Origin of the sequence: Sphingobacterium composti, from assembly GCF_009829075.1 — a bacterium.
GTDB classification, from domain to species: domain Bacteria; phylum Bacteroidota; class Bacteroidia; order Sphingobacteriales; family Sphingobacteriaceae; genus Sphingobacterium; species Sphingobacterium composti.
Genome location: NZ_WUQZ01000003.1, coordinates 63,440 through 87,959, shown reverse-complemented (window position 1 = coordinate 87,959; position 24,520 = coordinate 63,440). Strand labels below are relative to the sequence as shown.

Annotated in this window: 22 protein-coding genes, 1 tRNA gene and 2 pseudogenes; 15 read left to right on the top strand and 10 right to left on the bottom strand. The window is 36.6% G+C overall.

The window, feature by feature from the left end; translation table 11 throughout:
- The first annotated feature begins 180 nt into the window (after positions 1-180).
- Positions 181-1,365, top strand: coding sequence for an MFS transporter (locus tag GOQ17_RS03025; RefSeq protein ID WP_159634609.1), 1,185 nt, complete (start codon positions 181-183; stop codon positions 1,363-1,365).
- A gap of 8 nt (positions 1,366-1,373) precedes the next feature.
- Here GOQ17_RS03025 and GOQ17_RS03020 read toward each other — a convergent pair whose 3' ends face one another.
- Both GOQ17_RS03020 and GOQ17_RS16535 read right to left on the bottom strand, forming a co-directional pair.
- Positions 1,374-1,778: a hypothetical protein gene (locus GOQ17_RS03020; protein ID WP_159634606.1), complete on the bottom strand. Its 405-nt coding sequence runs from the start codon at positions 1,776-1,778 to the stop codon at positions 1,374-1,376.
- Positions 1,775-2,179 (bottom strand): transposase family protein, encoded by a 405-nt coding sequence (locus GOQ17_RS16535; protein WP_159634603.1) that lies wholly within the window; start codon positions 2,177-2,179, stop codon positions 1,775-1,777. The genes GOQ17_RS03020 and GOQ17_RS16535 overlap by 4 nt, the downstream gene beginning before the upstream one ends.
- 69 nt (positions 2,180-2,248) lie before the next feature.
- Between GOQ17_RS16535 and GOQ17_RS03010 the strand changes: the two genes are divergently transcribed.
- Positions 2,249-2,716: a helix-turn-helix domain-containing protein gene (locus GOQ17_RS03010; protein ID WP_159634600.1), complete on the top strand. Its 468-nt coding sequence runs from the start codon at positions 2,249-2,251 to the stop codon at positions 2,714-2,716.
- A gap of 36 nt (positions 2,717-2,752) precedes the next feature.
- Here the strand turns inward: GOQ17_RS03010 and GOQ17_RS03005 are convergent, their stop codons facing one another.
- Positions 2,753-2,962: a hypothetical protein gene (locus GOQ17_RS03005; RefSeq protein ID WP_159634597.1), complete on the bottom strand. Its 210-nt coding sequence runs from the start codon at positions 2,960-2,962 to the stop codon at positions 2,753-2,755.
- A 213-nt stretch (positions 2,963-3,175) separates the two neighbouring features.
- Between GOQ17_RS03005 and mobC the strand changes: the two are divergent.
- Together mobC and GOQ17_RS02995 are read left to right on the top strand one after the other, a co-directional pair.
- Positions 3,176-5,170 (top strand): annotated as a pseudogene (mobC, locus tag GOQ17_RS03000) (conjugal transfer protein MobC).
- Between the two features lie 140 nt (positions 5,171-5,310).
- Positions 5,311-6,648 carry a sigma-54-dependent transcriptional regulator gene (locus GOQ17_RS02995; protein WP_159634594.1) on the top strand — a complete coding sequence of 446 codons (1,338 nt, stop codon included), beginning with the start codon at positions 5,311-5,313 and terminating at the stop codon, positions 6,646-6,648.
- A gap of 3 nt (positions 6,649-6,651) precedes the next feature.
- Here GOQ17_RS02995 and GOQ17_RS02990 read toward each other — a convergent pair whose 3' ends face one another.
- From GOQ17_RS02990 to nhaA, 3 genes and pseudogenes are all read right to left on the bottom strand, one after another.
- Entirely contained in the window at positions 6,652-7,344 is a 693-nt protein-coding gene (locus GOQ17_RS02990; protein WP_032131842.1) for a potassium channel family protein, read from the bottom strand.
- 12 nt (positions 7,345-7,356) lie between these two features.
- On the bottom strand, positions 7,357-9,096 hold the full coding sequence (locus tag GOQ17_RS02985) for a TrkH family potassium uptake protein (RefSeq protein ID WP_201288490.1): 1,740 nt from the start codon (positions 9,094-9,096) through the stop codon (positions 7,357-7,359).
- A 16-nt stretch (positions 9,097-9,112) separates the two neighbouring features.
- A pseudogene (nhaA, locus tag GOQ17_RS02980) lies at positions 9,113-10,450 on the bottom strand (Na+/H+ antiporter NhaA).
- A gap of 319 nt (positions 10,451-10,769) precedes the next feature.
- Between nhaA and GOQ17_RS02975 the strand changes: the two are divergent.
- The 11 genes from GOQ17_RS02975 to GOQ17_RS02930 all read left to right on the top strand — a co-directional run bounded on the left by GOQ17_RS02975 (position 10,770) and on the right by GOQ17_RS02930 (position 20,813).
- Positions 10,770-10,913: a hypothetical protein gene (locus GOQ17_RS02975; protein WP_159634591.1), complete on the top strand. Its 144-nt coding sequence runs from the start codon at positions 10,770-10,772 to the stop codon at positions 10,911-10,913.
- Between the two features lie 110 nt (positions 10,914-11,023).
- The gene (locus tag GOQ17_RS02970) at positions 11,024-11,383 is read left to right on the top strand and encodes a DUF7674 family protein (RefSeq protein ID WP_159634588.1); all 360 of its coding nucleotides are present in this window, start codon (positions 11,024-11,026) and stop codon (positions 11,381-11,383) included.
- A 299-nt stretch (positions 11,384-11,682) separates the two neighbouring features.
- Positions 11,683-12,066: a DUF7674 family protein gene (locus GOQ17_RS02965; protein ID WP_159634585.1), complete on the top strand. Its 384-nt coding sequence runs from the start codon at positions 11,683-11,685 to the stop codon at positions 12,064-12,066.
- Positions 12,063-12,140 carry a potassium-transporting ATPase subunit F gene (locus GOQ17_RS16530; protein WP_078691099.1) on the top strand — a complete coding sequence of 26 codons (78 nt, stop codon included), beginning with the start codon at positions 12,063-12,065 and terminating at the stop codon, positions 12,138-12,140. Before GOQ17_RS02965 ends, GOQ17_RS16530 begins: the two co-directional genes overlap by 4 nt.
- A gap of 45 nt (positions 12,141-12,185) precedes the next feature.
- Positions 12,186-12,377 carry a hypothetical protein gene (locus tag GOQ17_RS16300; protein ID WP_236537027.1) on the top strand — a complete coding sequence of 64 codons (192 nt, stop codon included), beginning with the start codon at positions 12,186-12,188 and terminating at the stop codon, positions 12,375-12,377.
- Between the two features lie 6 nt (positions 12,378-12,383).
- The gene (gene kdpA, locus GOQ17_RS02955; RefSeq protein ID WP_159634582.1) at positions 12,384-14,072 is read left to right on the top strand and encodes a potassium-transporting ATPase subunit KdpA; all 1,689 of its coding nucleotides are present in this window, start codon (positions 12,384-12,386) and stop codon (positions 14,070-14,072) included.
- Positions 14,073-14,093: 21 nt separating this feature from the next.
- Complete coding sequence (gene kdpB / locus GOQ17_RS02950) at positions 14,094-16,103, top strand: potassium-transporting ATPase subunit KdpB (RefSeq protein WP_159634579.1); 2,010 nt, start codon at positions 14,094-14,096, stop codon at positions 16,101-16,103.
- Positions 16,104-16,124: 21 nt separating this feature from the next.
- The gene (locus tag GOQ17_RS02945; protein ID WP_159634576.1) at positions 16,125-16,685 is read left to right on the top strand and encodes a K(+)-transporting ATPase subunit C; all 561 of its coding nucleotides are present in this window, start codon (positions 16,125-16,127) and stop codon (positions 16,683-16,685) included.
- Between the two features lie 106 nt (positions 16,686-16,791).
- Positions 16,792-17,874 carry a porin gene (locus tag GOQ17_RS02940; RefSeq protein ID WP_159634573.1) on the top strand — a complete coding sequence of 361 codons (1,083 nt, stop codon included), beginning with the start codon at positions 16,792-16,794 and terminating at the stop codon, positions 17,872-17,874.
- A 79-nt stretch (positions 17,875-17,953) separates the two neighbouring features.
- Positions 17,954-19,075, top strand: coding sequence for a sensor protein KdpD (locus GOQ17_RS02935; RefSeq protein ID WP_159634570.1), 1,122 nt, complete (start codon positions 17,954-17,956; stop codon positions 19,073-19,075).
- A gap of 1 nt (position 19,076) precedes the next feature.
- Entirely contained in the window at positions 19,077-20,813 is a 1,737-nt protein-coding gene (locus GOQ17_RS02930; RefSeq protein ID WP_159634567.1) for a HAMP domain-containing sensor histidine kinase, read from the top strand.
- An 879-nt stretch (positions 20,814-21,692) separates the two neighbouring features.
- Here the strand turns inward: GOQ17_RS02930 and GOQ17_RS02925 are convergent.
- The 4 genes from GOQ17_RS02925 to istA all read right to left on the bottom strand — a co-directional run bounded on the left by GOQ17_RS02925 (position 21,693) and on the right by istA (position 24,251).
- A tRNA-Arg gene (locus GOQ17_RS02925) sits at positions 21,693-21,764 on the bottom strand.
- Between the two features lie 111 nt (positions 21,765-21,875).
- Complete coding sequence (gene istB, locus GOQ17_RS02920; RefSeq protein WP_159634564.1) at positions 21,876-22,625, bottom strand: IS21-like element helper ATPase IstB; 750 nt, start codon at positions 22,623-22,625, stop codon at positions 21,876-21,878.
- A 59-nt stretch (positions 22,626-22,684) separates the two neighbouring features.
- Positions 22,685-23,233: a hypothetical protein gene (locus GOQ17_RS02915; protein WP_159634561.1), complete on the bottom strand. Its 549-nt coding sequence runs from the start codon at positions 23,231-23,233 to the stop codon at positions 22,685-22,687.
- The gene (gene istA, locus GOQ17_RS02910; protein WP_159634558.1) at positions 23,196-24,251 is read right to left on the bottom strand and encodes an IS21 family transposase; all 1,056 of its coding nucleotides are present in this window, start codon (positions 24,249-24,251) and stop codon (positions 23,196-23,198) included. Before istA ends, GOQ17_RS02915 begins: the two co-directional genes overlap by 38 nt.
- Positions 24,252-24,520 lie beyond the last annotated feature (269 nt).

The following is a 24,520-nucleotide window of genomic DNA, read 5'->3' as shown; positions in this document are numbered from 1 at the left end:
AATGTAATTTATTAAAAATCTTTATTGTATCAATTTACAAAATTTTTTCTAATAAAAATTCACCTATCATAATATGCAGAAAAATTATAAGAAAAATATCAGCAACATCTAATTCTAGATAATTCATCAAGTCAAAATTAGTAATTAGAATATGTACCTTTGCTCTGCAAATATTTTACAATGAAAGAAATATCTTCCTCTGCCAGAGAATCAATTACACCCAGTAAAAATAGAATACGTATCGCAGTTTCATTATTTTTCTTCTGTCAAGGATTAGCATTTTCTTCTTGGGCAAGCCGCATTCCTACGCTTAAAGAAAAATTACAACTTACGGAAGCTGAACTAGGAACCATATTATTAATGTTACCTATTGGTCAACTATTAACAATGGCCATATCTGGGAGGCTGGTCACTAAATACGGGAGCGCGCATGTATTGCGCATTGTAGCCATTATTTATGCTATAATTCTCTGCACAATAAGCTTGGCAACCAACGCTTACCAACTCGCTGCTATATTATTTTTATTTGGAGTAGTAGGAAATATGTGCAATATAGCAGTCAACACACAAGGAGTAGCTGCGGAAAAAATCTTTCAAAAATCAATTATGTCTTCATTTCATGGAGCTTGGAGTATTGCCGGATTTACAGGCGCCCTCATAGGTCTTTTAACAATGAATATAGGAATTGACACGTTAACTCATTTCATCATAATATTATTCTTGATAATTATAAATACTCTAATGAATCAAAGTTTTTTGGTACAAGGCAAACCCGATGCTAAAGAGAAAAAACCATTTTTCTCTAAGCCCGAGGGTACATTGTTACAATTAGGAATTATTGGATTTTTCAGCATGGCAACAGAAGGAGCTATGTTTGACTGGAGTGGTGTTTATTTTAAAGATATTGTTGGCGCTCCAGAAAATTTAATCATAGTTGGATATGCTTCTTTCATGGTTACGATGGCTTTGGGAAGATTTATCGGAGATTTTGTGATCGCAAGACTAGGTCGTAGAAACACACTTCAAATTAGTGGAATACTTATGTTTATAGGAATGATGCTATCGGTACTATTTCCCCAATTTTGGCTCTGTACATTTGCATTTATGCTAGTCGGTATAGGAGTAGCATGCAATGTACCTACAGTATATAGCCTCGCTGGACAAAACAAAAAAGTACCTTCTGGCGTAGCTTTAGCAATGGTCTCAAGTGTAAGTTACCTTGGCTTTTTGATGGGACCTCCATTAATTGGTTATATCGCCGAAATCTTTAGCTTACGCTATTCATATGGACTTTTTGCTTTTTTCGGTCTATTAATGTTTTTGATGACAAGTAAATTGAAAATATTCAAAGAAACGACGGATTAATTCTATGCCTAAAATTTACCTAATAAACATTCTAAGGTTGAGTTCAACTTTAGCGATAAATCATTTTCATCTGAATAAATAATCTGGTAATCGCTAAGACCAGACAAGGTACTAGAATGTGAAGCACCTTTATGACGCAAATAAATGACAGGAATGTTTTTGCCTTTTGCATAACCAGCTTCAATACCGATACCAATACCTTTCACAGATGTTTCTGCTATCAATAGATCGCACCTATCAATCTCTTCCATCGCCTTATTCATCATTTCACGTTCTTCAGACATTGAAAAATGATACTGTTCTATAAAGACGATTGGAACAATTTGCCGTTGCAAAAGCACTTCCTTCACCATTTCAATAACAGGATTATGCATTTGATTCTTATCAAATTTTACAGCCACATATGCTCTCATAGAATATGATTATTAAATTTATATTTGATGGTTGTAATAATATAATGATTATTCCGAACAAAGTGGTTCTTCGTCAATTTTGGTGAATTATGCTGATTTTGCAAGTAATATGGTCTGATTTCACAATCGAAGCGTTCAGTAAAAACCTTTCGATGACAGACTGAATTATCACAAAAATACTTCCTAGCCCTGAGTTTGACTTTTACAATATATCCGGAAACAGGAAGGTCTAAAAGAGTTCGGAAATATCTACTATGAACCCTATTACTCGTCATGCCACAAATAGGGCATGTTGAGTGTTTTTGATAAGCGTACGTACTAATATAAAGCTCTCCTAGAGAGGTGTACGTTGTTTCAGCTTTTAACTGTAAATTGGCAGGAAGTACAAATTCTGGAATCATAACTAATAGTATAATATTAAATTACACATAATAATTTATATATTTGTTGGTTAGAAAAAATAAATTACAGTGAGAAAATCAGTCCTACAAATTCAGCGATCAGACGCAACAGAGATAAAGAAATTATTAAATACAAATGATGCTTATACCGTTGGGATAAGGCTATACATGGTATATCTTGTTGCATTAGGATATTCGAGCAGACGGTTGTCTGAACTACATAATATCAGCTTCAAGCAGATAACAAATTGGGTTCATAGATTTGAAAAAGAAGGTGTAGAAGGGTTGAAAGATAAGAAAGGGCGCGGTAGACGGAGTAATTTATCAAACGAACAACTCGAAAGAATCAAAAACTTGGTCATAAATGAAAACCCCTCGGATCATGGATATCAATCTGTAAAGTGGACAGGCCCTCTTTTGGCTCAATGGATTGATAAAGAATATGGCTTAACCTATCAAAAGGCACAAGTCTATAACTTGCTCGAAAAGGTTGGAATTGTGTTTGAAAAGAAAAAAGGTTTAGTTTATAAAGTGTAATTAATTATCATACTTTCACCAAAATTGAAGAAGAGCCTATCCCTCCGAAATACCCACATATAGATGATCTAAATCATTTCCGGTATAAAGGAACACTCCGAATACAGCAAAAATTTTTAAGACGAAAATAAACACCTTACTGACCACAAACATTAGTCCTGTGGCAGATTGACTTTCCCCGTTTTTCCGAGCTATATATTCGTCTTCACTTTCTCCCGGATAAGCATCAGGATTATTCCAGTTCATATCAATCCTTCTTTATTGTCGAGCATCCTAATGGATGAGATAATCCAAGATGATTTTCAAGAGTATAAATTTAATAAAAAATTGTTGCAAAACTGAACCTGATAAAACCCGCTTAACGCCAAATACCGCCACACAACGCCATTGAGTGCCACATTCTTATAGCCACTCTTTAGAGCTTTTAAATTCACGCCCGAACATTAAAACTGAATAATAATGCAGGGAGAAGACGATTTAAGAGGCTTAGCCAAAATAATGGCTTTTATGCGGGCAGTGAGTATCCTTTTGGTACTGATGCATCTTTATTGGTTCTGCTACGGTTTCTTTATGGAGCGTGGCTGGACATTAGAAGTAATCAATAAAATAATGGGAAATTTTCAGCGAACGGCAGGTTTGTTCTCACATACCTTATATACCAAAGTATTTGCTTTGGTATGGTTGGCATTAAGCTGTTTGGGGACTAAAGGTGTAAAAAACGAGAAAATAACCTGGTCTAAAATTTACGTGGCTTTGGGCATTGGCTTTGTGCTGTTTTTTCTGAATACACCTTTATTAATATTGTCATTAGTTACCGCTACCTTCCTTTATATCCTTACCACAGGTTTAGGTTATGTAGCTCTGATGTTAGCCGGAGTGTTGATGAGCCGTTTGCTTCGTACCAACCTGATGGATGATGTTTTCAACAACGAAAATGAAAGTTTCCAGCAGGAAACAAGGCTGATGCAAAATGAATATTCCGTCAATCTTCCAACAAAGTTTTATTACAAGAACAAATGGAATGACGGCTGGATAAATATCGTCAATCCATTTAGGGCAACCATTGTGTTAGGTACTCCGGGTTCAGGAAAATCGTATGCCATAGTGAACAACTATATCAAGCAACAAATCGAAAAAGGCTTTTCGATGTACATATATGATTTCAAATTCGATGACCTTTCAACCATTGCTTACAATCATCTATTGAAGAACAGGGATAAGTACAAGGTACAGCCGAAATTCTATGTTATAAACTTTGATGACCCACGCAAGAGCCACCGTTGCAATCCATTGAACCCCGACTTTATGACGGACATATCCGATGCTTACGAAGCGGGATATACAATAATGTTGAACCTTAACAGATCGTGGATACAGAAGCAAGGAGATTTTTTCGTAGAAAGCCCGATTATCCTGTTAGCCGCCATTATTTGGTATCTAAAAATCTATGAGGACGGTAAATATTGCACATTCCCACACGCCATAGAATTGCTGAATAAAAAGTATTCGGACGTATTCACGATTTTAACATCATACCCCGATTTGGAAAATTATTTGTCGCCCTTTATGGATGCTTGGCAAGGCGGTGCACAAGACCAGTTGCAGGGACAGATAGCATCGGCTAAAATTCCATTGTCAAGAATGATTAGCCCGCAATTGTATTGGGTTATGACGGGCGATGATTTTTCATTAGACATCAACAACCCGAAAGAGCCCAAGATTTTATGCGTAGGCAACAATCCCGACCGCCAAAATATCTACTCCGCAGCTTTGGGCTTATACAACTCCCGAATTGTCAAACTCATTAACAAGAAAGGATAATTAAAGAGTTCGGTTATCATAGATGAGTTGCCCACAATTTATTTTAGGGGATTGGATAACCTTATTGCAACAGCGAGAAGTAATAAGGTGGCTGTATGCTTGGGCTTTCAGGACTTTTCGCAATTAACAAGGGATTACGGTGACAAAGAGAGTAAAGTTATTCAGAATACCGTAGGTAATGTTTTCAGCGGGCAGGTTGTAGGCGAAACGGCAAAGAGCCTGTCAGAGCGTTTTGGAAAAGTATTACAGAAACGTCAAAGTATGACGATAAATCGTAATGATAAATCAACTTCTATTTCTACGCAATTAGACAGCCTTATTCCGGCTTCCAAAATCTCCACCTTAACGCAAGGAATGTTTGTAGGTTCGGTATCGGATAACTTCGATGAGCGTATCGAACAGAAGATTTTTCACGCTGAAATTGTAGTGGATAACGAAAAGGTTACTGCCGAAACCAAAGCGTATCAGAAGATACCTCAAATTTTATCTTTTGTTAATGAAAGCGGTGCAGACAATATGAAACAGGAAATTGAAAGCAATTATAAACGTATAAAATCAGATATTGTTTATATTGTTGAAAGTGAAATGGATCGGATTAAGAATGACCCCAATTTGCAACATTTGATACAATAAAGGTATATTCCAATACGCACCGGAAAAGATGTTCTTGTTTAAGCACAAGTTGGGAAATGTTTTCTTTATCCGTTTCGTGGTAGAATAATCAAAACAGACATAATATTTAGTAAATTTGTTGTTTGTAATTTAGCTATAAAGTGGTAAAAGTATTGATAATAGACGACGAAGAAAAATTGAGAAATCTTCTTTCAAAGATTATAGGTTTTGAAGGTTTTGAGGTTTTTCAAGCATCTTCCATAAAATCGGGATTACAACGATTAGAAGTGGAAGAAATAGATGTGGTGATATGCGATGTAAAACTTCCGGATGGAAGTGGTGTAGATACTGCAAAAGTGATCAAAGAAAAATACCCTACGGTAGAAGTTGTTTTACTGACCGCTTATGGTAATATTCCTGATGGTGTACAGGCGATAAAGAACGGTGCTTTCGACTATATTACGAAGGGAGATGATAATAATAAAATCATTCCGCTTCTATATAAGGCTAGTGAAAAGGTTACTTTAAACAAGAGAGTTCAAAAATTAGAAAAACAATTAGGCGAAAAACATTCATTCGAAAAGATCATTGGTACATCTAAGCCTATAATCAAAGCTATTGAGCTGACCCGAAAAGTGGCTGGCACAGACACGACTGTTTTATTGACAGGAGAAACAGGCACAGGTAAGGAAGTCTTTGCACAAGCGATCCATCAGGGAAGTCAACGGGTTAACCACAACTTTGTAGCCATCAACTGTTCAGCATTTAGTAAAGATCTTTTAGAAAACGAATTGTTCGGACACAAAGCAGGTGCTTTTACAGGAGCTTCAAAAGACCAGAAAGGGCTTTTTGAGGAAGCTCACAACGGTACTATTTTTCTGGATGAAATCGGAGAAATGGCACTAGATCTCCAAGCTAAGATTTTGCGTGTACTCGAAACTGGAGAATTACTTCGTGTTGGTGATGCAAAACCCATTAAAGTCAATGTACGTATCATTGCGGCTACCAATCGTAATCTGGAAGAGGAAATAGAGAAAGGACATTTTAGAAGCGATCTCTTTTATCGACTTTCCGTTTTTAGAATTCATCTACCATCATTGAGAGAACGTCCGAAAGACATCAAATTATTGGCCGACTATTATGCTGGAATATTTGCTCTAAAATCTAATAGAAAACCATTAACGTTAACAGACGAATACATTGCCGCATTGGAAAACAATGCTTGGAAAGGGAACATCCGTGAATTGAAAAACGTAATTGAAAGAAGTGTAATTCTGGCAGATTCCGATGTTCTTGATTTGGATACTTTGCCTTTAGATCTACAATATGCTAAATCCAATAATCAACAATTGTCCGCATTTTCTATGGCAAGTGCTGAAAAATTACATATTCAGAAAATCCTAAATCATACGGACGGTAACAAAGCGGAAGCTGCACGTCTTTTAGAGATCGGGATTGCTACGCTATACAGAAAACTGGAGCAATATAAAATTCATTAGATACTATTCCATTCTTGATTTTGCAAACTTTTGCAGATCTTCATTGGCTCCATAAATAACGATAATATCTTCTTTCTGCAACATCGTTGTTGGTTCTGGAATTCCTTGTACATTTGACACAATTTTGCTTCTGCCCAAAAAGCTTTTTTCTGGCATATCACGAATGATTGTCAAAATCAAAACATTGTGATACTCTCTAAATTTAACTTCCTCAATCGTTTTACCAACATATTTTTCAGGCACAACAATCTCTACGATACTAAAATTCTTGTTCAACTCAAAAGAGTCTATAACTCCTTTTAAACATAGTTTTTTAGCCCATCTTTCAGCCGTTTCTTCTTCCGGACGCACAATTTCGTTTACGCCTATAGCTTGCAGAACACTTTCGTGAAGTGGATTAATGGCACGACTGATCAAACGTTTTACGCCTAAATTTTTAAAATGAGCAGTAACCATGATATTTGCTCCTTCGTCTTCACCAATACAAACCATCACTACATCGGTGTTCTTTAATGGAAGGTGTGTAATAGCAGACTGTTCAGTCGCGTTCATACAGATAGTATGAGACAGCTTGTCCTTTAGTGCCACTACTTTTTCATCACGTGAATCTACCCCAATTACCTCATTTCCTTGTTGGGTTAATTTTTCTGCCAATGAGCCACCAAAATTTCCCAATCCTATAATTATAAATTTCATTTCAATTTTCTTTTAGTTGATTAATATTTCATCTGATGGATAATGATAATTACCCTGCTTCACCTTCTTAAAAAAGGCAATCAGAATAGTTAACATACTCACCCTACCAATAAACATAGTTCCAACAAGAACCATTTTACTTTCACTACTCAAATCTCCGGTTATCCCTAAACTAAGCCCCACAGTGCTATAAGCGGAAAAACTCTCAAAGGCAATATCTAATAGAGGGATATGCTTGTCATAATGACAGATCAGATAAACACTTATTCCTATTACCAATAACGATAAACTCATCACAGCAAAAGCCCTCCGTACGGAAATGTCTGCCACTTCCCGTCGAAAAATTTCAATTTTACGTTTACCTTTTGCCAAACTCAAATAATTTAAGGTGGCAATCGCAAATGTACTTGTTTTAATACCACCACCGGTTGAAGCAGGAGAAGCGCCTACCCACATTAAGAAAATGATAATGATGATAGATGAAAAGTGCATCTGGCTAAAGTCAATGGAATTAAAACCTGCCGTTCTTGGCGTAGTGGCTGTGAACAATGCCGTGACAATTTTTCCAACCCCTTTGTGATTACCCAAAACATTGTAATACTCCTTGATATAGATAATGAGCGTTCCTAAAACAATTAATATGGAAGTGGTTAATAGATTTATCTTATTACTCAATGTCAAAATCCAAGGACGGTAATTGTTCTTTTTTTCTACAAACCAAAGAATGTACCTTGCTATCAAATGTTTAATGTACCGTACGGAATTAATAACAATCGGAAATCCTAAACCTCCGAATACGAAAATGATGACAATGATAAATTGCAAATGATAATTATAGACATAACTTGCTTCCATCATGCCATTTGGTAAGGTCGAAAAACCAGCATTGCAGAAAGCCGATATAGAATGAAAAACGGAAAAATATACTCTCTCTGAAAAGGATGGAATCAAAGCTTTATCTAGATTAAGGAAAATGAGTATTGCTCCGATAAATTCTATCAAAAAAGTAATAGTCAAAATCCTTTTAACTGTTGTAAATACCTCGCCAATTTTCTCTGAATTGGTCATATCACTCAACGCCAATTGGTTTTCGTAAGTAGATCCGCCTTTGAAGAAATAACTGAAGTAACTGGCAAATGTAAGGATACCTAAACCACCAGTTTGGATCAACATCATGATTAAGGTTTGTCCAAAGGTCGTGAAATAACTACTCGTATCTACCACTATTAATCCCGTTACGCACACTGCACTGGTGGAAGTAAACAAGGCATCTACAAAGCTTATCCCTTCATAAGTTGCCTTAGGAAGCATTAATAGTAAAGCACCAATTACAATCAGTCCTATAAAACTGATAATGAATAATTGGGCAGGATTGAGTAAAGAACGCTTATAACTTACTCGTGGACGGGTAAATTCCCTTACCAATTTTAAGATCACGGCCCATCTTATCCAATGAGTTATCTCTGACAATCCATCTGTTGATAGTTGTCTGTACAAACAATAAAGTACAAACAGAATACTCAATGCATCAAAAACAAAAACACTTAATATGAATTCTTTTCGATGATATAGGTATTTCAAAACAGTATAAAAAACACCAATAATCAATACAAACAGATACAAAGAAATGATACTTAATTGTAAGGTTTGGTTGAGTATAAAACCGTAATCTGCTATTAGTGCTATAAGTGCTACCAAGTGCAATACAACAATGAGCTGTTGTATCCATTTGGCATATAAAAACTCTTTCATTTATGTTCTGTCCAGACTATAAGTTATTATTTGCTTTCCTTTCCTTGCTCAAAAAATAATATCCTAATACACCTCCCGTAATAGATGCTGCAAAAATTCCTATTTTGGCCTGTGTCATATATTCCTCATGCGAAAAGGCCAAAGAAGTTACAAATAAGGACATCGTAAAACCTATAGAAGCCAATAAACCTAAACCAAACAGGTTTCTTACATTCATTCCTTCCGGGAAAGGAGCCACTTTCAGCTTGACTAAAAGCAATGTAAAACCAACCACGCCAACAACCTTACCGACCAAAAGACCTAAGGCAACCCCCAAAGCTACATTGGTACTGAATAAATGCTCCATATCGATAGCCAATGAAACACCTGCGTTTGCCAGCGCAAATACAGGAATAATAATAAACGTTACCATTGGGTGCATGGCATGCTCCAATCGCTGTAGTGGCGGAGTTGCTGCAACTGTACTATTTTGAATTTCTTCCAGAATATGCAGTTGTTCATTCGTCAACGTAGGCTTGCTATTGTCCGGATCTATTCCTTTAAATTTATCCAGTAACCGTTGAATATTATTACTGAATATTTTTTCATTGATTTTTACGTCTGCCGGAATAGTAAATGCAGCCAAAACGGCTGCAATCGTGGCGTGCACACCCGATAACAAAAATGTAGTCCATACACCACCAATACCCAAAATAGCATAAAACAAAATGCTTCTCACGCCCATTTTATTGCCAATGTACATCGTCAACAGCACCAAAGCACCGATGATTAAATGAAATATGGAAATATCCGAAGTATAGAAAAAAGCGATGACCAGCACGGCTCCTAAGTCATCAACAATAGCCAATGCGGTCAAAAAAACTTTTAGGGTCAGTGGAATTCTGTTGCCTAATAAATAAAGTACGCCCAAAGCAAACGCAATATCGGTCGCCATAGGGATTCCCCAGCCACTGTGAACTTCTCCGGTTGGATTTAAAAACAGATATATTGCAGCAGGTAAAGCCATTCCACCAAATGCAGCAGCAATAGGCAACAATGCTTTACGAGGATTCGATAACTCGCCTCCAACAATCTCTCTTTTTAGTTCCAAACCGACCACAAAGAAAAATATAGCCATTAGACCATCATTGATTCAGTGATGCAGGTTATACTCAAAATAAGTATTTCCGTCTAACTGAAAACCAAACCTGTGTTCGAGGATATGGTGATATTCTTCCGCTAAAGGTGAGTTTGCTAATATCAAAGCAATAACTACACTAATACCTAATACGATTCCACCTGCTTTCTCATTCTTAATGAAGCTCTGTATAGGCGATACGATTTTTTCAATAGGCGTCCTTTTTAGTTTATTCATCTTTTTTAATTATCCCTCTGGTTTTATGCTGAAAATGACTTAGAAACCAATCATTTTTCGATTATATAAAGTACAAAAATATAAAATTCAAAACGATTCTCTTTACTAATCAAGGTAATATCGCTCCGCCTAGACTGGACACATTTTATCATAAATTGACATGGTATTCTCATTATGAGAATGACCCTATCATTATGAGAAGGTTTTTCGTGATAAAGAATTAAAGAAAATAAAGTAAAACACTCATTTACAGTGTCTTAATCGATTTTAATTTTCACTGGAATAAATTTTGGCATAGGGTATACAAAAGAAATTAAAAATGAGAAAAAGAAATGTCAAATGGAAACAACAAAAGGAGCCTCCTTCGTTTCCAAAATGGCTCAAATCATATCATTTGTTGCTTTTTGCATTGGTCGTGATGATGATATTCGGAGCAATTATGAAGTACAGCAGTGAAGTATAATATTAAACTTTTATAACAATGGTAACAATAGTTTTAGTACTCGCAGGGTTAGCCTGTTTTGGTCTGTTCATTAAGTCCATCGACTTATTTGAGAAAATTTAAAAAATGAGATGAAATCAAAAATCATAAATACGATACAACAATGGGCTCCTAAAGCTGCAAGCCTCATTCCTGATTTGGATAGTCTGGATGACTCTATTGCAGACTACCTATTGCTTCACAAGTTGGCAGAAGTTTGTTCCCAAAAAATCTGTTCAGGGTTGGAAGACGAATTAGAGCGGGTTCAGGAAATAGCGAAAGTGATCAACCTTTTGTACCAGGGAGGGAATCAATATACCCGAAATGCTATTGAAAATGAGTTTCTAACAGCATTGTCTTTTGAAGAAAGCCCGGGCAGTTTAAAAAAGCACTTGGATTTATTTCCGATCGAATTACGAAAAGGATATATCAAAACCATTTTAGAAAACTAATTAGCTAATGAAAGTTTTAAAGGGAAAAACACATTGGTCGGCTAAAATAAAAGAAGCAGTATTAGCAATCTTATTGTTTGTCCTGTTTGCAGTTTGCGTAAAGTTTGGCGGATTCGCAGGTCTTTTGATCGGATTTGTGTTTTTCTTTCTATTCTTTCAATTCATAAGCAGATGAAAAAAGAACGAAAATCAAACTGGGAAATAGCGAGAGACCTATTAGCAAAAATACTTTTAGCTTTTATTGTCTTCTGTATTTTCTATGCGATGTTTTTCAGTAAATAAATAAAGTATTTAGACCAATGAATGAAATAAATGAGAACACTGCCAGCACTTATCTGGCACATCACTATGGTGAAATTAAAGAAGAAATCAACGAACTATCAATGCGAAAAAACTTTGCGGGCATATTTCAGGCAATCGTCAATCACATCAATCTGTTGCTTTCAAAAGGACAGATAGAGAAAATTGGGGTAAAGATTAAGTTCATCGGTTGGCTTCATAAACGGGGAAATGATTATGTACAGTACATCATTGAAAATTTATTTGTACGCTCTTTTGAAGGAATGAAAAGGCGTTGTAGTACAGAACAATGGATTTATATGTACCAGCTCATTCCCAATAACCTGAAACATATTTATCAGCTTCAGCACACAAATTATTTAATACAAAAAACAAGTCTATGACCGCATTATTTATAGTAGCCATAGGTGTATTTGCTTACATCTGCTACGTATTGCTCAAACCGGAAAAATTTTAAATCGCTTCAGCAGATGAAGAAAGATACAAAAAGGCAAATAAAGCAATGGATATCCGTCATATTCTGGATACTGTTTTTCATTTCGATCATCTTTTTGGCGATTCTAAAAATGCAAATATTGTTATGAAAAAGATATTTACAGAAATGAAAGATGTAGCCCGGATTGCCTTGATCTTCCTGACTGTATTGGCATTAGTCAAGCTGTTCGGATGGATGTTTAAAACCATATTTAATTAATAAGAAATGAACACAGAAATTTTAGGAATAATCGTAATGTTTACCCTGTCGATATTGCTGGCAATACCGTTCGGAAAATACAATGCAAAAGTTTATGGCGGTGAAAAAACACTGCTCGATCCGATTTTTGATCCAATAGAACGGATTTTTTATAAAATCAGCGGTATCAATCCACAATCGGAAATGAACTGGAAACAACAAATGGTCGCAATGATCACGATCAATATGGTGTGGTTCCTGTTGGGAATGGTTGTTTTGATGAATCAAGGTAGCCTTCCTCTAAACCCCGATAAGAACCCAAGTATGTCCGCGGATCTTGCATTCAATACCGTCATATCATTTGTTGTTAACTGTAATTTGCAACACTATTCGGGAGAATCAGGATTAAGCTACCTGGGACAATACTGGCTCATGTTTTTGCAGTTTGTAAGTGCAGGAACCGGAATGGCAGCCGCAGTGGTATTATTCAGGGCATTCAGGGATAAAGCCGCCGATACCTTGGGGAACTTCTACAACAATTTTGTAAAATCCTGTACCCGTATTTTATTACCAATATCATTTGTAGTTGCCATCATACTGGCGTTTGAAGGTACTCCGATGACTTTTGAGGGAAAAGATACCATTACAACTTTACAAGGAGATTCCGTAGAGGTATCAAGAGGTCCCGCAGCTGCATTTGTCCCTATTAAACACGTAGGAACCAACGGTGGAGGATTCTTTGGAGTGAATTCTGCACATCCATTTGAAAATCCATCCTATCTGTCCAATATGGTGGAAATGGTTGCCCAGCTCATTGTGCCTTTGGCTATGATTTTTGCATTCGGTTACTTTATCAGAAGAAGAAAATTATCATGGATGATATTCGGAGTTATGACAGTAGCATTCTTAATGCTGACTATTCCCAATATCAACATGGAAATGAACGGCAACCCTACAATTGCAACAATGGGTATCGATAATTCATTAGGAGCAATGGAAGGAAAAGAAATCCGTTTGGGAGCTGCGGCATCAGGATTTTGGAGTGTAGTCACCACCGTTATTTCAACGGGTTCAGTCAACTCTATGCATGATAGCTCGATGGCATTATCCGGTATGAATGAGTTACTGGCCATGATGATCAATGCATTCTACGGTGGTGTCGGAGTCGGATTATTGAACTTCTTTATTTTCATAATACTGGCTGTATTTATCAGTGGGTTGATGGTAGGAAGAACTCCCGAGTTCTTAGGCAAAAAAGTAGAAGCAAGAGAAATGAAAATCGCTATGATTATTGCATTGCTTCATCCTTTCCTGATATTGGCAGGAACAGCGTTAGCCGCAGCTTTGCCACAATATACTGCTGATTCTTTGAATAATCCGGGATTTCACGGACTGAGCGAAATGCTATACGAATATACTTCATCATCTGCAAACAACGGTAGCGGATTTGAAGGACTGGGTGATAACACGCCTTGGTGGAATATCAGTACGGGATTTGTCCTTATACTTTCCAGATTCTTACCGATCATAGGTCCGGTGGCTATTGCAGGCTTGTTGGCTCAAAAGAAATTTGTACCGGAAGGAGACGGAACATTGAAAACCGATACAGCCACTTTCGGACTGATGGTATTTGCCGTAATCGCTATCGTAGCTGCGTTGGCTTTCTTCCCTGTATTGGCTTTAGGGCCCATTGCAGAGTACTTTTCACTTTATTAAACTGATTTAAAGAATTTAGAAATGAATAATAATTCATCATTGTTTCAAAAAGAGATGGTTCAGGTAGCATTGAAGCAATCTTTAATGAAACTCAATCCGAAAACCATGTTCCGCAACCCGGTGATGTTTACTGTATGGGTGGGCACGTTAGTCATGCTTGTAGTCAGCTTATGGACGTTGGCGGGGGCTCAGGGACAGGGAAGTTTTGGTTATAATTTCACCGTTTTCATCATCCTGTTACTGACATTATTGTTTGCCAACTTTGCGGAAGCTATTGCCGAGGCTAGAGGCAAAGCACAGGCGGATAGTTTGCGTAAGACAAGAGAGGAAACCCTTGCAAGATTAAAAAATGGGAAAACGATCTCATCTGCCAGGCTACAAAAAGGTGATGTCTTCATCTGTGAAGCTGGTGACATCATTCCTTCAGACGGGGAAATTATCGAAGGTTTGGCGACCATAGATGAAAGTGCCATTACCGGAGAATCAGCCCCTGTGATCCGCGAAGCAGGCGGAGATAAAAGTTCTGTTACCGGTGGTACCAAAGTTTTGTCCGATAAAATCGTGGTGAAGGTAACAACACAACCAGGAGAAAGCTTCTTGGACAAAATGATTGCTTTGGTAGAAGGTGCTGCCCGACAAAAAACACCCAATGAAATAGCCTTAACAATTTTGCTGGCAGGATTTACATTGGTATTTATCATTGTCTGTGTGACACTCAAACCATTTGCAGATTACGCCAATGTTGGGATTACCATTGCTTCTTTTATCTCTCTATTTGTATGTTTAATTCCTACTACTATTGGAGGATTATTATCGGCAATCGGTATTGCGGGTATGGACAGAGCATTGAGAGCCAATGTGATTACCAAAAGTGGTAAGGCTGTAGAAACAGCAGGTGATATAGATGTTTTACTGTTGGATAAAACGGGTACAATTACTATTGGTAATCGTAAAGCGACCCATTTTCACCCTGCAAATGGTATTGACGAGAAAAGATTAATAAAAGCAGCTGTACTAAGTTCTATGGCTGATGAAACCCCGGAAGGGAAATCAATTATTGAGTTGGCAGGCATCAATCCTTTGAGTTATGAAGTTAAAAATCCTCAATTCATCAAGTTTACAGCAGAAACAAGAAGTTCAGGAATTGATTATGAAAACATACGTATCCGCAAAGGTGCAACTGATGCAATTAAAAATCTGGTTACAAAATCTGGTAATAATTTTCCAAAAGAGGTGGAAGAAAGAGTGAAAGCCATATCCTCTAATGGAGGTACGCCGTTGGTGGTATCAGAAAACGAAATTGCATTGGGAGTAATTGAGCTACAGGACATCATCAAACCGGGTATTCAAGAACGTTTCGAACGTCTTCGTAAAATGGGCATTAAAACCGTCATGGTAACAGGTGACAATCCGCTGACAGCCAAATTTATCGCAGAGAAAGCGGGTGTAGATGATTTTATCGCAGAGGCAAAACCGGAAGACAAGATGAATTACATCAAAAAGGAACAGTCGGAAGGCCGTTTGGTAGCTATGATGGGAGACGGTACAAATGACGCTCCCGCACTGGCACAAGCTGATGTAGGCGTGGCAATGAACTCCGGTACACAGGCTGCCAAAGAAGCCGGAAACATGGTGGATCTGGACAACGACCCCACTAAATTAATTGAAGTGGTAGAAATCGGAAAACAACTGCTGATGACCCGTGGTACATTGACCACGTTCAGTATTGCGAATGACGTTGCTAAGTATTTCGCCATCATCCCAGCTTTATTCATTACAGCTATTCCTGCTTTGCAGGGACTTAATATTATGAATCTGCACAGTCCTGAAAGTGCTATCCTATCAGCTGTGATTTTCAATGCGATTATTATCCCTATGCTGATTCCGTTGGCATTGAAAGGTGTTGCTTATAAACCGATTGGTGCAAGTGCCCTGCTACGCCGGAACTTGTTGATTTATGGTTTGGGAGGAGTCATCATTCCGTTCATTGGTATCAAAGCAATTGATATGCTGATATCTGTTTTCTTTTAATCATTTATAAAAATAAAAGTAATGAAAAAACATATTTTGCCGGCAATAAAATTGACTGCTGTTATGATTCTGTTTTTTACAGTCATTTACCCACTTGCAGTCTGGGGTATCGCACAGCTTGCTCCCAATGCAGGAAAAGGAGAAATTATAGAACATAAAGGAAAAAAACATTATGTCAATATTGGTCAGTCTTTTACAGAAGACCACTATTTCTGGTCAAGACCATCCGCTGTAGATTACAATGCTGCTGGCTCCGGAGGTAGTAACAAAGGGCCTTCCAACGAGGAATACTTAGCAGAAGTAAAAGCAAGAATTGATACATTTTTGCTACACAATCCGGGAGTTGACAAATCGGATATACCTGTTGATTTGGTTACAGCCAGCGGAAGCGGATTGGATCCGAACATTTCCGTTCAGGCCGCTAAAGTACAGGTACAGCGCATTGCTAAAATAAGAGGTATTGAGAAGTTAAAATTAAATCAATTGATTGATCAGCAGACAGAAAAACCTTTATGGGGCATATTTGGCCCGGAAAAAATAAATGTATTGAAACTCAATATAGCATTAGACGAACTCAAATAAGCAACTCCAATATCATCAATCCAATAATTCAAATGTATGTGTAGCCATTCGAAATATAGGGTTTGAAAGTACCTTAATAAAACAAGTAAATTTTAATAATTCAAAAATGAAAAAAATAATTATGTTCTCAGCTATCCTGCTGGGAGCTACAGGAATTGTATGTGCTCAGGAAACTGAAAAAAAGTCTTTAACGATCAGTGGATATGCAGAAGTATATTACCAACAGGATTTCAATAATCCAAAGTCAAATACCAGACCGGGATTTGTATATAGCCATAACCGCAACAATGAAGTGAGTTTAAATTTAGGGTTTATAAAAGCAGCTTATGAAACAAACCGTATGCGGGCTAACCTAGCTTTTGGAGTAGGCTCTTACATGAACGCTAACTATGCCGCTGAGGAAGGTGTACTCAAAAATATTTATGAGGCGAATATTGGGGTGAAACTATCTAAAACGAAGAATGTGTGGTTGGATGCAGGTATCTTACCATCCCACATTGGTTTTGAAAGTGCCATCGGGGCAGACTGCTTTACACTGACCCGAAGTATGATGGCGGATAATTCACCCTATTTCGAAACCGGGGCAAAACTATCTTACGCTACAGATAATGGCAAATGGAATATGGCGGTATTGATATTAAACAGCTGGCAGCGTATCCAACGTGTTGAAGGAAATACGACACCCGCTTTCGGACATCAATTAACTTTCAGACCATCAGATAAGGTTACCATGAACAGCAGTTCCTTTATAGGAAATGATTTTCCGGATGATGAACGCAGAATGCGTTATTTCCATAACCTGTACGGTCAGTTTCAAATCAGTAATCAATTTTCCCTGATTGCCGGATTTGATATAGGAGTACAAGAGAAAGAAAAGTTAAGTGATGACTATGATACATGGTACACACCTATATTGATGGCTAAATTCAGTCCAACGGAGAAAGTAAGTATAGCAGCAAGAGGTGAATACTACCATGATAAGAATGGGGTTATCATCTCATCGGGAACGGAAAGCGGATTTCAAACCTTTGGAGCTTCGCTCAATGTAGATTATCAGATTTTACCTAATCTCGTTTGGCGTACCGAAATCAAAAGCCTTAACAGCAAGGATGCTGTATTCCTCAATAGAGATGACCAAATGCAAAAAGATAATGTGATGGCTGTTACATCGCTGGCTATACGTTTTTAATTAATTGCACTCAAGCAAACTCCCCTTAACAATTTGTCAAAGGGGAATTTGTAAATTTATATAATCAAACGGTTTGTGTATGGACGAAAGAAAAAGTGCCGAACATTTTTTGGATCTGATCCAAAAATCCCGAAGAGGAAAATTTAAACTCTACATCGGGATGAGTGCCGGTGTAGGTAAAACTTATCGTATGTTGCAAGAAGCTCATACACTTTTACGTAATGGCATTGATGTAAAAATAGGTTATGCAGAAACCCACAATCGACCTGAAACCCACGCTTTATTGGATGGACTTCCTTTAATACCAAGGCGTAAGCTATTTTATAAGGGTAAAGAATTGGAGGAGCTGGACTTGCAAGCTATTATCAATCTGCGACCAGAAGTGGTTATTGTAGATGAATTGGCTCATACCAACATTGAAGGCAGCAATAACGAAAAAAGATGGCAGGATGTACTTGATATTTTAGATGCAGGAATCAATGTGATTAGTGCAGTAAATATTCAGCATATTGAAAGTTTAAACGAGGAGGTACGAGGAATTACAGGCGTTGATGTACAGGAACGTATTCCCGACAGTGTAGTCGCCCAGGCAGATGAAGTGGTCAACATCGACCTTACGGCAGAAGATCTTATAGACCGTTTGAAATCAGGAAAAATCTATGAAAGTTCCAAAATAACAGCTGCACTCAACAATTTTTTTAAGAGCGAGCATATTTTACAGCTTCGGGAGTTGGCATTAAAAGAAGTGGCTTCGCAAGTACAGCGAAAAGTAGAAACAGAAGTAATACTCACAAGAAGTATTAAAAAAGAACGCTTCTTGGCCTGCATTAGTTCTAACGATAAAACGGCAAAGAACGTCATTAGAAAAACGGCACGATTAGCTAACTATTACAACAGTAAATGGCATGTGATGTATGTACAGATTCCAAGAGAAAGTGCCGATAAAATCGCATTGGATAAACAAAGGCATTTGATCAATAATTTTAAATTGGCAACTGAATTGGGAGCAGAAATAATTAAGGTAAAAGCCAAAAATACCACTAAGGCTATCATTAAGGAATGTGAAGATCGTAAGATAACGACGGTATGTATCGGTAAGCCACATTTAAACTTAGCTAAAATAATTTTAGCGACTGATACTTTCAATGCTTTGCTAAATAAGCTGTCACAAGAGAATATAGATCTCGTAATACTATCATAAGATGAAAATAAAAGCAAAATTAACAGTTGGAGTTGGTGCGTTATTTTTACTGATACTGGCACTGGCAGTTGTTAGTGCGTGGTATGTAAATCAGCTTAAAAAAGATACGAATAATATTCTCGTTGCTAATTATAATACTTTGCAATATTCCAGAAATATGTTATTGTCTTTGGAAGATGTTCATTTGGATAAATCCGCTCTGGATACTTTTCAAAAAAATCTCGATTTGCAAAAACAGAATGTAACGGAGATTGGGGAAGTTGAAGCCACAAATCTTATCGTTAAACATTTTGAAGATTTAAAAGAAAACCCTGAGGATTCTATCATTGTATCATCCATAAGAAAAGATATAACTGACTTAATGCGTTTGAACATGGAAGCCATCAACCGAAAAAGTGATATAGCCGATGATACTGCTCAAAAAGCCATTGTCATCATTTCGGTTACCGGCTCACTATGCTTCCTAATTGCATTTATTTTACTGGTCAATTTGCCTTCAAGTATAGCCAATCCTATTAAAGATTTAACCGATAGTATAAAAGAAATAGCCGGACAGAATTATAAAAAGAGGGTGCATTTTGAAAGCCATAATGAATTTGTTGACCTGGCAAAGTCATTCAACACAATGGCGGAGAAGCTGGAAGAATATTCCGAGAGTAAGCTCGATAAAATCCTGAAAGGCAAAAAACGTATTGAGACTTTGATTGATAACCTCCATGATCCGGTGATAGGTATTGATGAAGACAAGAAAGTACTTTTTGCCAACGAAGAAGCACTCAATATTTCAGGTCTGCAAAAAGAAGAACTTATTGGTAAAAAAATACAGGACGTAGCTGTTACCAATGATTTGATTAGAAATATTATAAAAGACATTTTCATTCCAGCAATTGAAACAACAAAAACGGAGCAGTTAAAAATCTATGCCGATGGAAAGGAAAGCTACTTTGAAAAAGAAGTGGTCGATATCAATATCGTTCCTACAGGAGAAGAACAAAGCGAGTTTATAGGGCACGTTATTCTTCTGCGAAACATTACCCCTTTTAAAGAACTCGATTTAGCAAAGACTAACTTTATGGGCACGGTATCGCACGAATTTAAAACACCTATTTCTTCCATTCAAATGGGTATTCAAATTTTGGAGAATGAGAAAACAGGTTTTTTAAATGAAGAACAAAAGGGACTAATAAATGGAATAAAAGACGACGCTAATAGACTGTTACGAATTACTGGTGAGTTGTTAAATATCACTCAAGTCGAAAGTGGTGCTATTCAACTAAATCTAATTGCATCTGAAATTAAACCAATGATTGAATATGCAGTAAATGCCAACAAATCTGCTACCGAGCTAAAGAATATTAAAATTGCTATTGACTACGGAAATAATGAATTAGTTATAGCTGACAGTGAAAAATCAGCTTGGGTCCTTACCAACCTAATTTCCAACGCAGTCCGATACTCATATGAAAATGCAACAATTAATGTCAAAGTTGAGAAGACAGGTAATCAAATTCAGTTTTCAGTCACCGACACAGGTCAAGGCATACAACCTCAGTTCCTGAATAAAATCTTTGAACGCTATTTCCGTATACCCGGCACCAAAAAAGAAGGCACAGGTTTAGGGTTGAGTATCAGTAAAGAATTCATTGAAGCACAGGGAGGCAAAATCTGGGTAGAGAGTGAATATGGTGCGGGTAGTACTTTTTACTTTACACTAAACTCTATAACTAGAAGCTTTTAACATATTAACATCAATAATTTTAAGTGTCCGAGCTAATATTTTGTATAGCTCGTTGTAGACACTTTTATCATTTTTTTCAAATGCATAAATTTTACAAAGATAAACTTCGAGAACTTGATAACAGGTTAGAAGAGCTTAAAGTCGAATATGATGAGCCTATACCTCACAATCTATAATAGAGGGTGATGATTTGCCCTTTTAATTTTAGCATACAAAATCCCATACAAAATCTTTTTTTATCAATATATAGCTATCTAAATTAAATTGGAATTTTAACAACTATCGAATTAAGTAAAGTCCTTACATTTCCAATTTTGTATTAATACCCCGTATTGCATTATGAATATCATAATTCTGCTCGGGGCTACAGATTTTCCTTCTTATATTTTTCTCAAGTACTTTCCAAGGATGCATATTATAGTTACTAGTGATTTTAAAAGTCACTATTCAGGAGGATGCTTGGATTGTTAGTTACTGTTCGAGATACAGAAAGAGATTTTAAATATGTTTCAAATATATTTCCTAATAAAATTAGAACCTTGTTAGGTATAATGTATCTATAGCGTGTGTTCTGTTTAAACTCTTTAGATTGAAGGTGCTATTTTTTATAGATTATTGCCAATTAAATTCAATTTTGCTGACAGAGAGAATTATGAAAAAATATTTCCCTCAATTAAGGAAATGTTGGAAAAAATGTTTATTGTTAAATAATGTCCTGTAAAAAGTTTTGAGAATCTTTTATATTGAAAAAAAGCCCAAAATTTTCGAAGCTATATAAATATTTAAGTTAGAAAATCGACGAAATGTATGGGATCTTGTATGAGAAGTTTTCAAAAATGCCGAAGTCTTAAAGATTTCGGCATTTTTCATTGAAAGTTGTAGCCCCGAGCAGAATCGAACTGCTATCAAATGTTTAGGAAACATCTATTCTATCCGTTGAACTACGGGGCCAATCAGAATGCTGTAAATGGAAAATAAGAATGCAGCAAAATTGGTAATTATGAGTGCAACATATTTGGCAATAATAAATACACAATCCATTTCAAAAGTATGCTATAAAATTTATTTGTCCAAGAATGATTTTCTATTCTGTAATCTATAGCTTTCTCCTGTTAGATTTATGACTTCGCACCGAAACAAAATTCTATCTAAGAGTGCCGTTGCAATCACCTCATCTTCGAGCATTTTAGCCCATTCAGTTGGTTTCTTATTAGTGGTTACGATAATAGATGTTGATTCATATATTTGATTAATAAAATTAAAGAAGCCAACTGCTACATTTTTTTCTAAAGGGAAAAGCATAACATCATCAATAATGATTAGGTTAGCTCGTACCATCTTTTTGTATTCTGCTGTTTGCGAACGTACGAAGTCCTTAGTTTTTAAGGTAGAGACTATTTCTTCCATAGTTTTAAAGTATACATGATACCCGGCCTTTACAGCATCCTTAGCTAACCCTGCCGCTAGCATTGTTTTTCCTGTACCACTTGGTCCCATAAGAACTAAGTTAAAGAGTTGATCTATCCAGTTAAGCTCTCTAAGTGTGGCTAGTCTTTTATCAGTAAGTCCATTACGTTTAGCATCATAGTTTGATAAATCGTTATTACGGGGAAGTGAAGCAGATTTCATACGTCTAACTTCATCTCTTTGTTGGCGATGTTGCTGCTCTGCTTTCAACAATCTTGTTAGGAGCTCTAAATAGCCAATATCTTCACTTTCAGCTGTAGCTATTATTTGATCCAAATTTGTAGCAACCGCTGAGATTCTGAAGTCTGAACAAAGTTGTTTTACCAGTTGTTTTTGATTTTCCATTGTTATTGTTTTAGTAGAGTGATAAGTTTTTCCCTGCCGTATTACCGACAGGGATATTATTAGTTGTTACCAAAAAGCAATTCATAATCAGTTAAATCACTTTTCTGAGGTTCGAGTTCCATTTGAGTGTTATTGCTTGCGGAAAGTGGGTTGAGCCTGATAATTTTGGTTTCCAGTTCCGGTTTATGGTTTTTTTCTGAGCGGATATAATCTAGATAAGCTTTAAAGTCCGTTGCGCTTAGTATATTATTAGCATGAACGTAATCTAATGCACGTGATATATCAAATGCATTATTGTTTTCTATGACACGCTCAATCATTTGTATCTGATCACGTATATATCTTTTTTTATGGAGTTTTATCGCAATTAACCATTGCTGAGCTTTTTCTATATTTTCGAATAAAGAAGCTGTTTGATAAATCAGTTCTGTTACCTTTGGCTCCATATTACGGCCATGAGTACGCAGAATGATCTTTTTCCCTTTTAAAGCTGAAACTTCATGTACGCAGATTTCTTTTCCTGAGAGCTCTGTAATGTGTAATTTGCCATGCTGCTCGCTAAGGTGGACTTTAGTAAATACCAGCGTTATATGTGCTAATTGGAACACTATAGAAATTACCCTTATAAGACACCTTATTATCTTTATGAACAGCATAAATCTGTTTTTGCGGTGGCTTGGGAAGCACTCGGTGATACTGTTCTAAAAACATCTGCTCTTTAGCAAGTTCTTCTAGTGGAATAAGTTTGGTTGTACCATGGGGCAGATTGTTGGCCGTACGGTGCAGCCAGGCTATACATTCATTATTAAGCGTTTCAAGATCACGATATGGCCTATTATATAGAAAGTTCTGCTTTACATATTTAACTACGTTTTCTACTTTACCCTTGCTTTGGGGATCGGATTTTCGACAAAAATGAAGTTTAATTCCACGCTCTCGCACATAATTCGAAAACTCGGAAGTGAGTACTATGTCACCTAGGTTTTCAGAAACGATAAACAATCTGTCCTGATCATAAACGATTTCTTCAGGCAGACCAGCAATAAACTGAAAAGCTTGTTCATGTGCATCAATAACCATTGCCGTGGTAAAAGGAATATCACTAAACAAAATGAACTTATAACGGCTGCGCGATAGAATGAAAGTAAAGAATTGTACTCTCTTTTGCTTATTTGTTGTGGTGGTCATATTATAAAAACCAAAGTCTACCTGAGCTTGACTACCGTAAGGAAGCTCTTCAACCATCTGAAAATCACGAGCAGAGCTCACTTTAGGAATATTGAATTCCGCCCGAATGCCTTGTACAAAGTTGAAAACTGCTTTGGCACTAACTGAGGGAAAGTCAGGGTGTTGTTCTTTAAGCCAATCAAACATTTGTGCGGCAGAAGTATCATGGTAGAGCTCCAATTTTTCCCGTACAAAATCTCGAAAGGGATCAAGAAGTTTTTTCTTAGAAATAGGCTGTTCTAGTTCTTTTTGGTAACTTCGGTCGTCTTTGGATAAGAGCTTTTTTACCGTGCGCCAATTCAGTCCTAAATGTTCTGAAATTTTGCGTATCGAATTACCTTCTCGATACATTTTGTGAACCTCATGATAGGTCATAAGTTTATTTAAATAATAGTTCATAATTACATTGTCTTATTGCTATGACAAAGCTTGTTTTTTCTTTTGGAACTCTATGTTCCAAAAGATGAACTATGTATTTATTATTGCCAATTATGCTGCACTCATAATTACCAAAAATTGTGTATTCTGAATTACCGATTACAAATGCTTACCAAAAATATAAAAATCACTTTATTTAATGCAATTTATATGCAAAATTAACCTATAAAACATAACAATATTTAACCACAATAAATATAGAGTATATCAATGTCACATAAGCAATAATT

What these genes read in the sequence shown, in the direction of transcription:
- GOQ17_RS03025 (WP_159634609.1), top strand. Translation starts at nt 181, where the DNA reads ATGAAAGAAATATCTTCCTCTGCCAGAGAATCAATTACACCCAGTAAA.
- GOQ17_RS03020 (WP_159634606.1), bottom strand. Translation starts at nt 1,778, where the DNA reads ATGAGAGCATATGTGGCTGTAAAATTTGATAAGAATCAAATGCATAAT.
- GOQ17_RS16535 (WP_159634603.1), bottom strand. Translation starts at nt 2,179, where the DNA reads ATGATTCCAGAATTTGTACTTCCTGCCAATTTACAGTTAAAAGCTGAA.
- GOQ17_RS03005 (WP_159634597.1), bottom strand. Translation starts at nt 2,962, where the DNA reads ATGAACTGGAATAATCCTGATGCTTATCCGGGAGAAAGTGAAGACGAA.
- GOQ17_RS02990 (WP_032131842.1), bottom strand. Translation starts at nt 7,344, where the DNA reads ATGAAATTTATAATTATAGGATTGGGAAATTTTGGTGGCTCATTGGCA.
- GOQ17_RS02985 (WP_201288490.1), bottom strand. Translation starts at nt 9,096, where the DNA reads ATGAAAGAGTTTTTATATGCCAAATGGATACAACAGCTCATTGTTGTA.
- GOQ17_RS02975 (WP_159634591.1), top strand. Translation starts at nt 10,770, where the DNA reads ATGAGAAAAAGAAATGTCAAATGGAAACAACAAAAGGAGCCTCCTTCG.
- GOQ17_RS02970 (WP_159634588.1), top strand. Translation starts at nt 11,024, where the DNA reads ATGAAATCAAAAATCATAAATACGATACAACAATGGGCTCCTAAAGCT.
- GOQ17_RS02965 (WP_159634585.1), top strand. Translation starts at nt 11,683, where the DNA reads ATGAATGAAATAAATGAGAACACTGCCAGCACTTATCTGGCACATCAC.
- GOQ17_RS16530 (WP_078691099.1), top strand. Translation starts at nt 12,063, where the DNA reads ATGACCGCATTATTTATAGTAGCCATAGGTGTATTTGCTTACATCTGC.
- GOQ17_RS16300 (WP_236537027.1), top strand. Translation starts at nt 12,186, where the DNA reads ATGGATATCCGTCATATTCTGGATACTGTTTTTCATTTCGATCATCTT.
- kdpA (WP_159634582.1), top strand. Translation starts at nt 12,384, where the DNA reads ATGAACACAGAAATTTTAGGAATAATCGTAATGTTTACCCTGTCGATA.
- kdpB (WP_159634579.1), top strand. Translation starts at nt 14,094, where the DNA reads ATGAATAATAATTCATCATTGTTTCAAAAAGAGATGGTTCAGGTAGCA.
- GOQ17_RS02945 (WP_159634576.1), top strand. Translation starts at nt 16,125, where the DNA reads ATGAAAAAACATATTTTGCCGGCAATAAAATTGACTGCTGTTATGATT.
- GOQ17_RS02940 (WP_159634573.1), top strand. Translation starts at nt 16,792, where the DNA reads ATGAAAAAAATAATTATGTTCTCAGCTATCCTGCTGGGAGCTACAGGA.
- GOQ17_RS02935 (WP_159634570.1), top strand. Translation starts at nt 17,954, where the DNA reads ATGGACGAAAGAAAAAGTGCCGAACATTTTTTGGATCTGATCCAAAAA.
- GOQ17_RS02930 (WP_159634567.1), top strand. Translation starts at nt 19,077, where the DNA reads ATGAAAATAAAAGCAAAATTAACAGTTGGAGTTGGTGCGTTATTTTTA.
- istB (WP_159634564.1), bottom strand. Translation starts at nt 22,625, where the DNA reads ATGGAAAATCAAAAACAACTGGTAAAACAACTTTGTTCAGACTTCAGA.
- istA (WP_159634558.1), bottom strand. Translation starts at nt 24,251, where the DNA reads ATGAACTATTATTTAAATAAACTTATGACCTATCATGAGGTTCACAAA.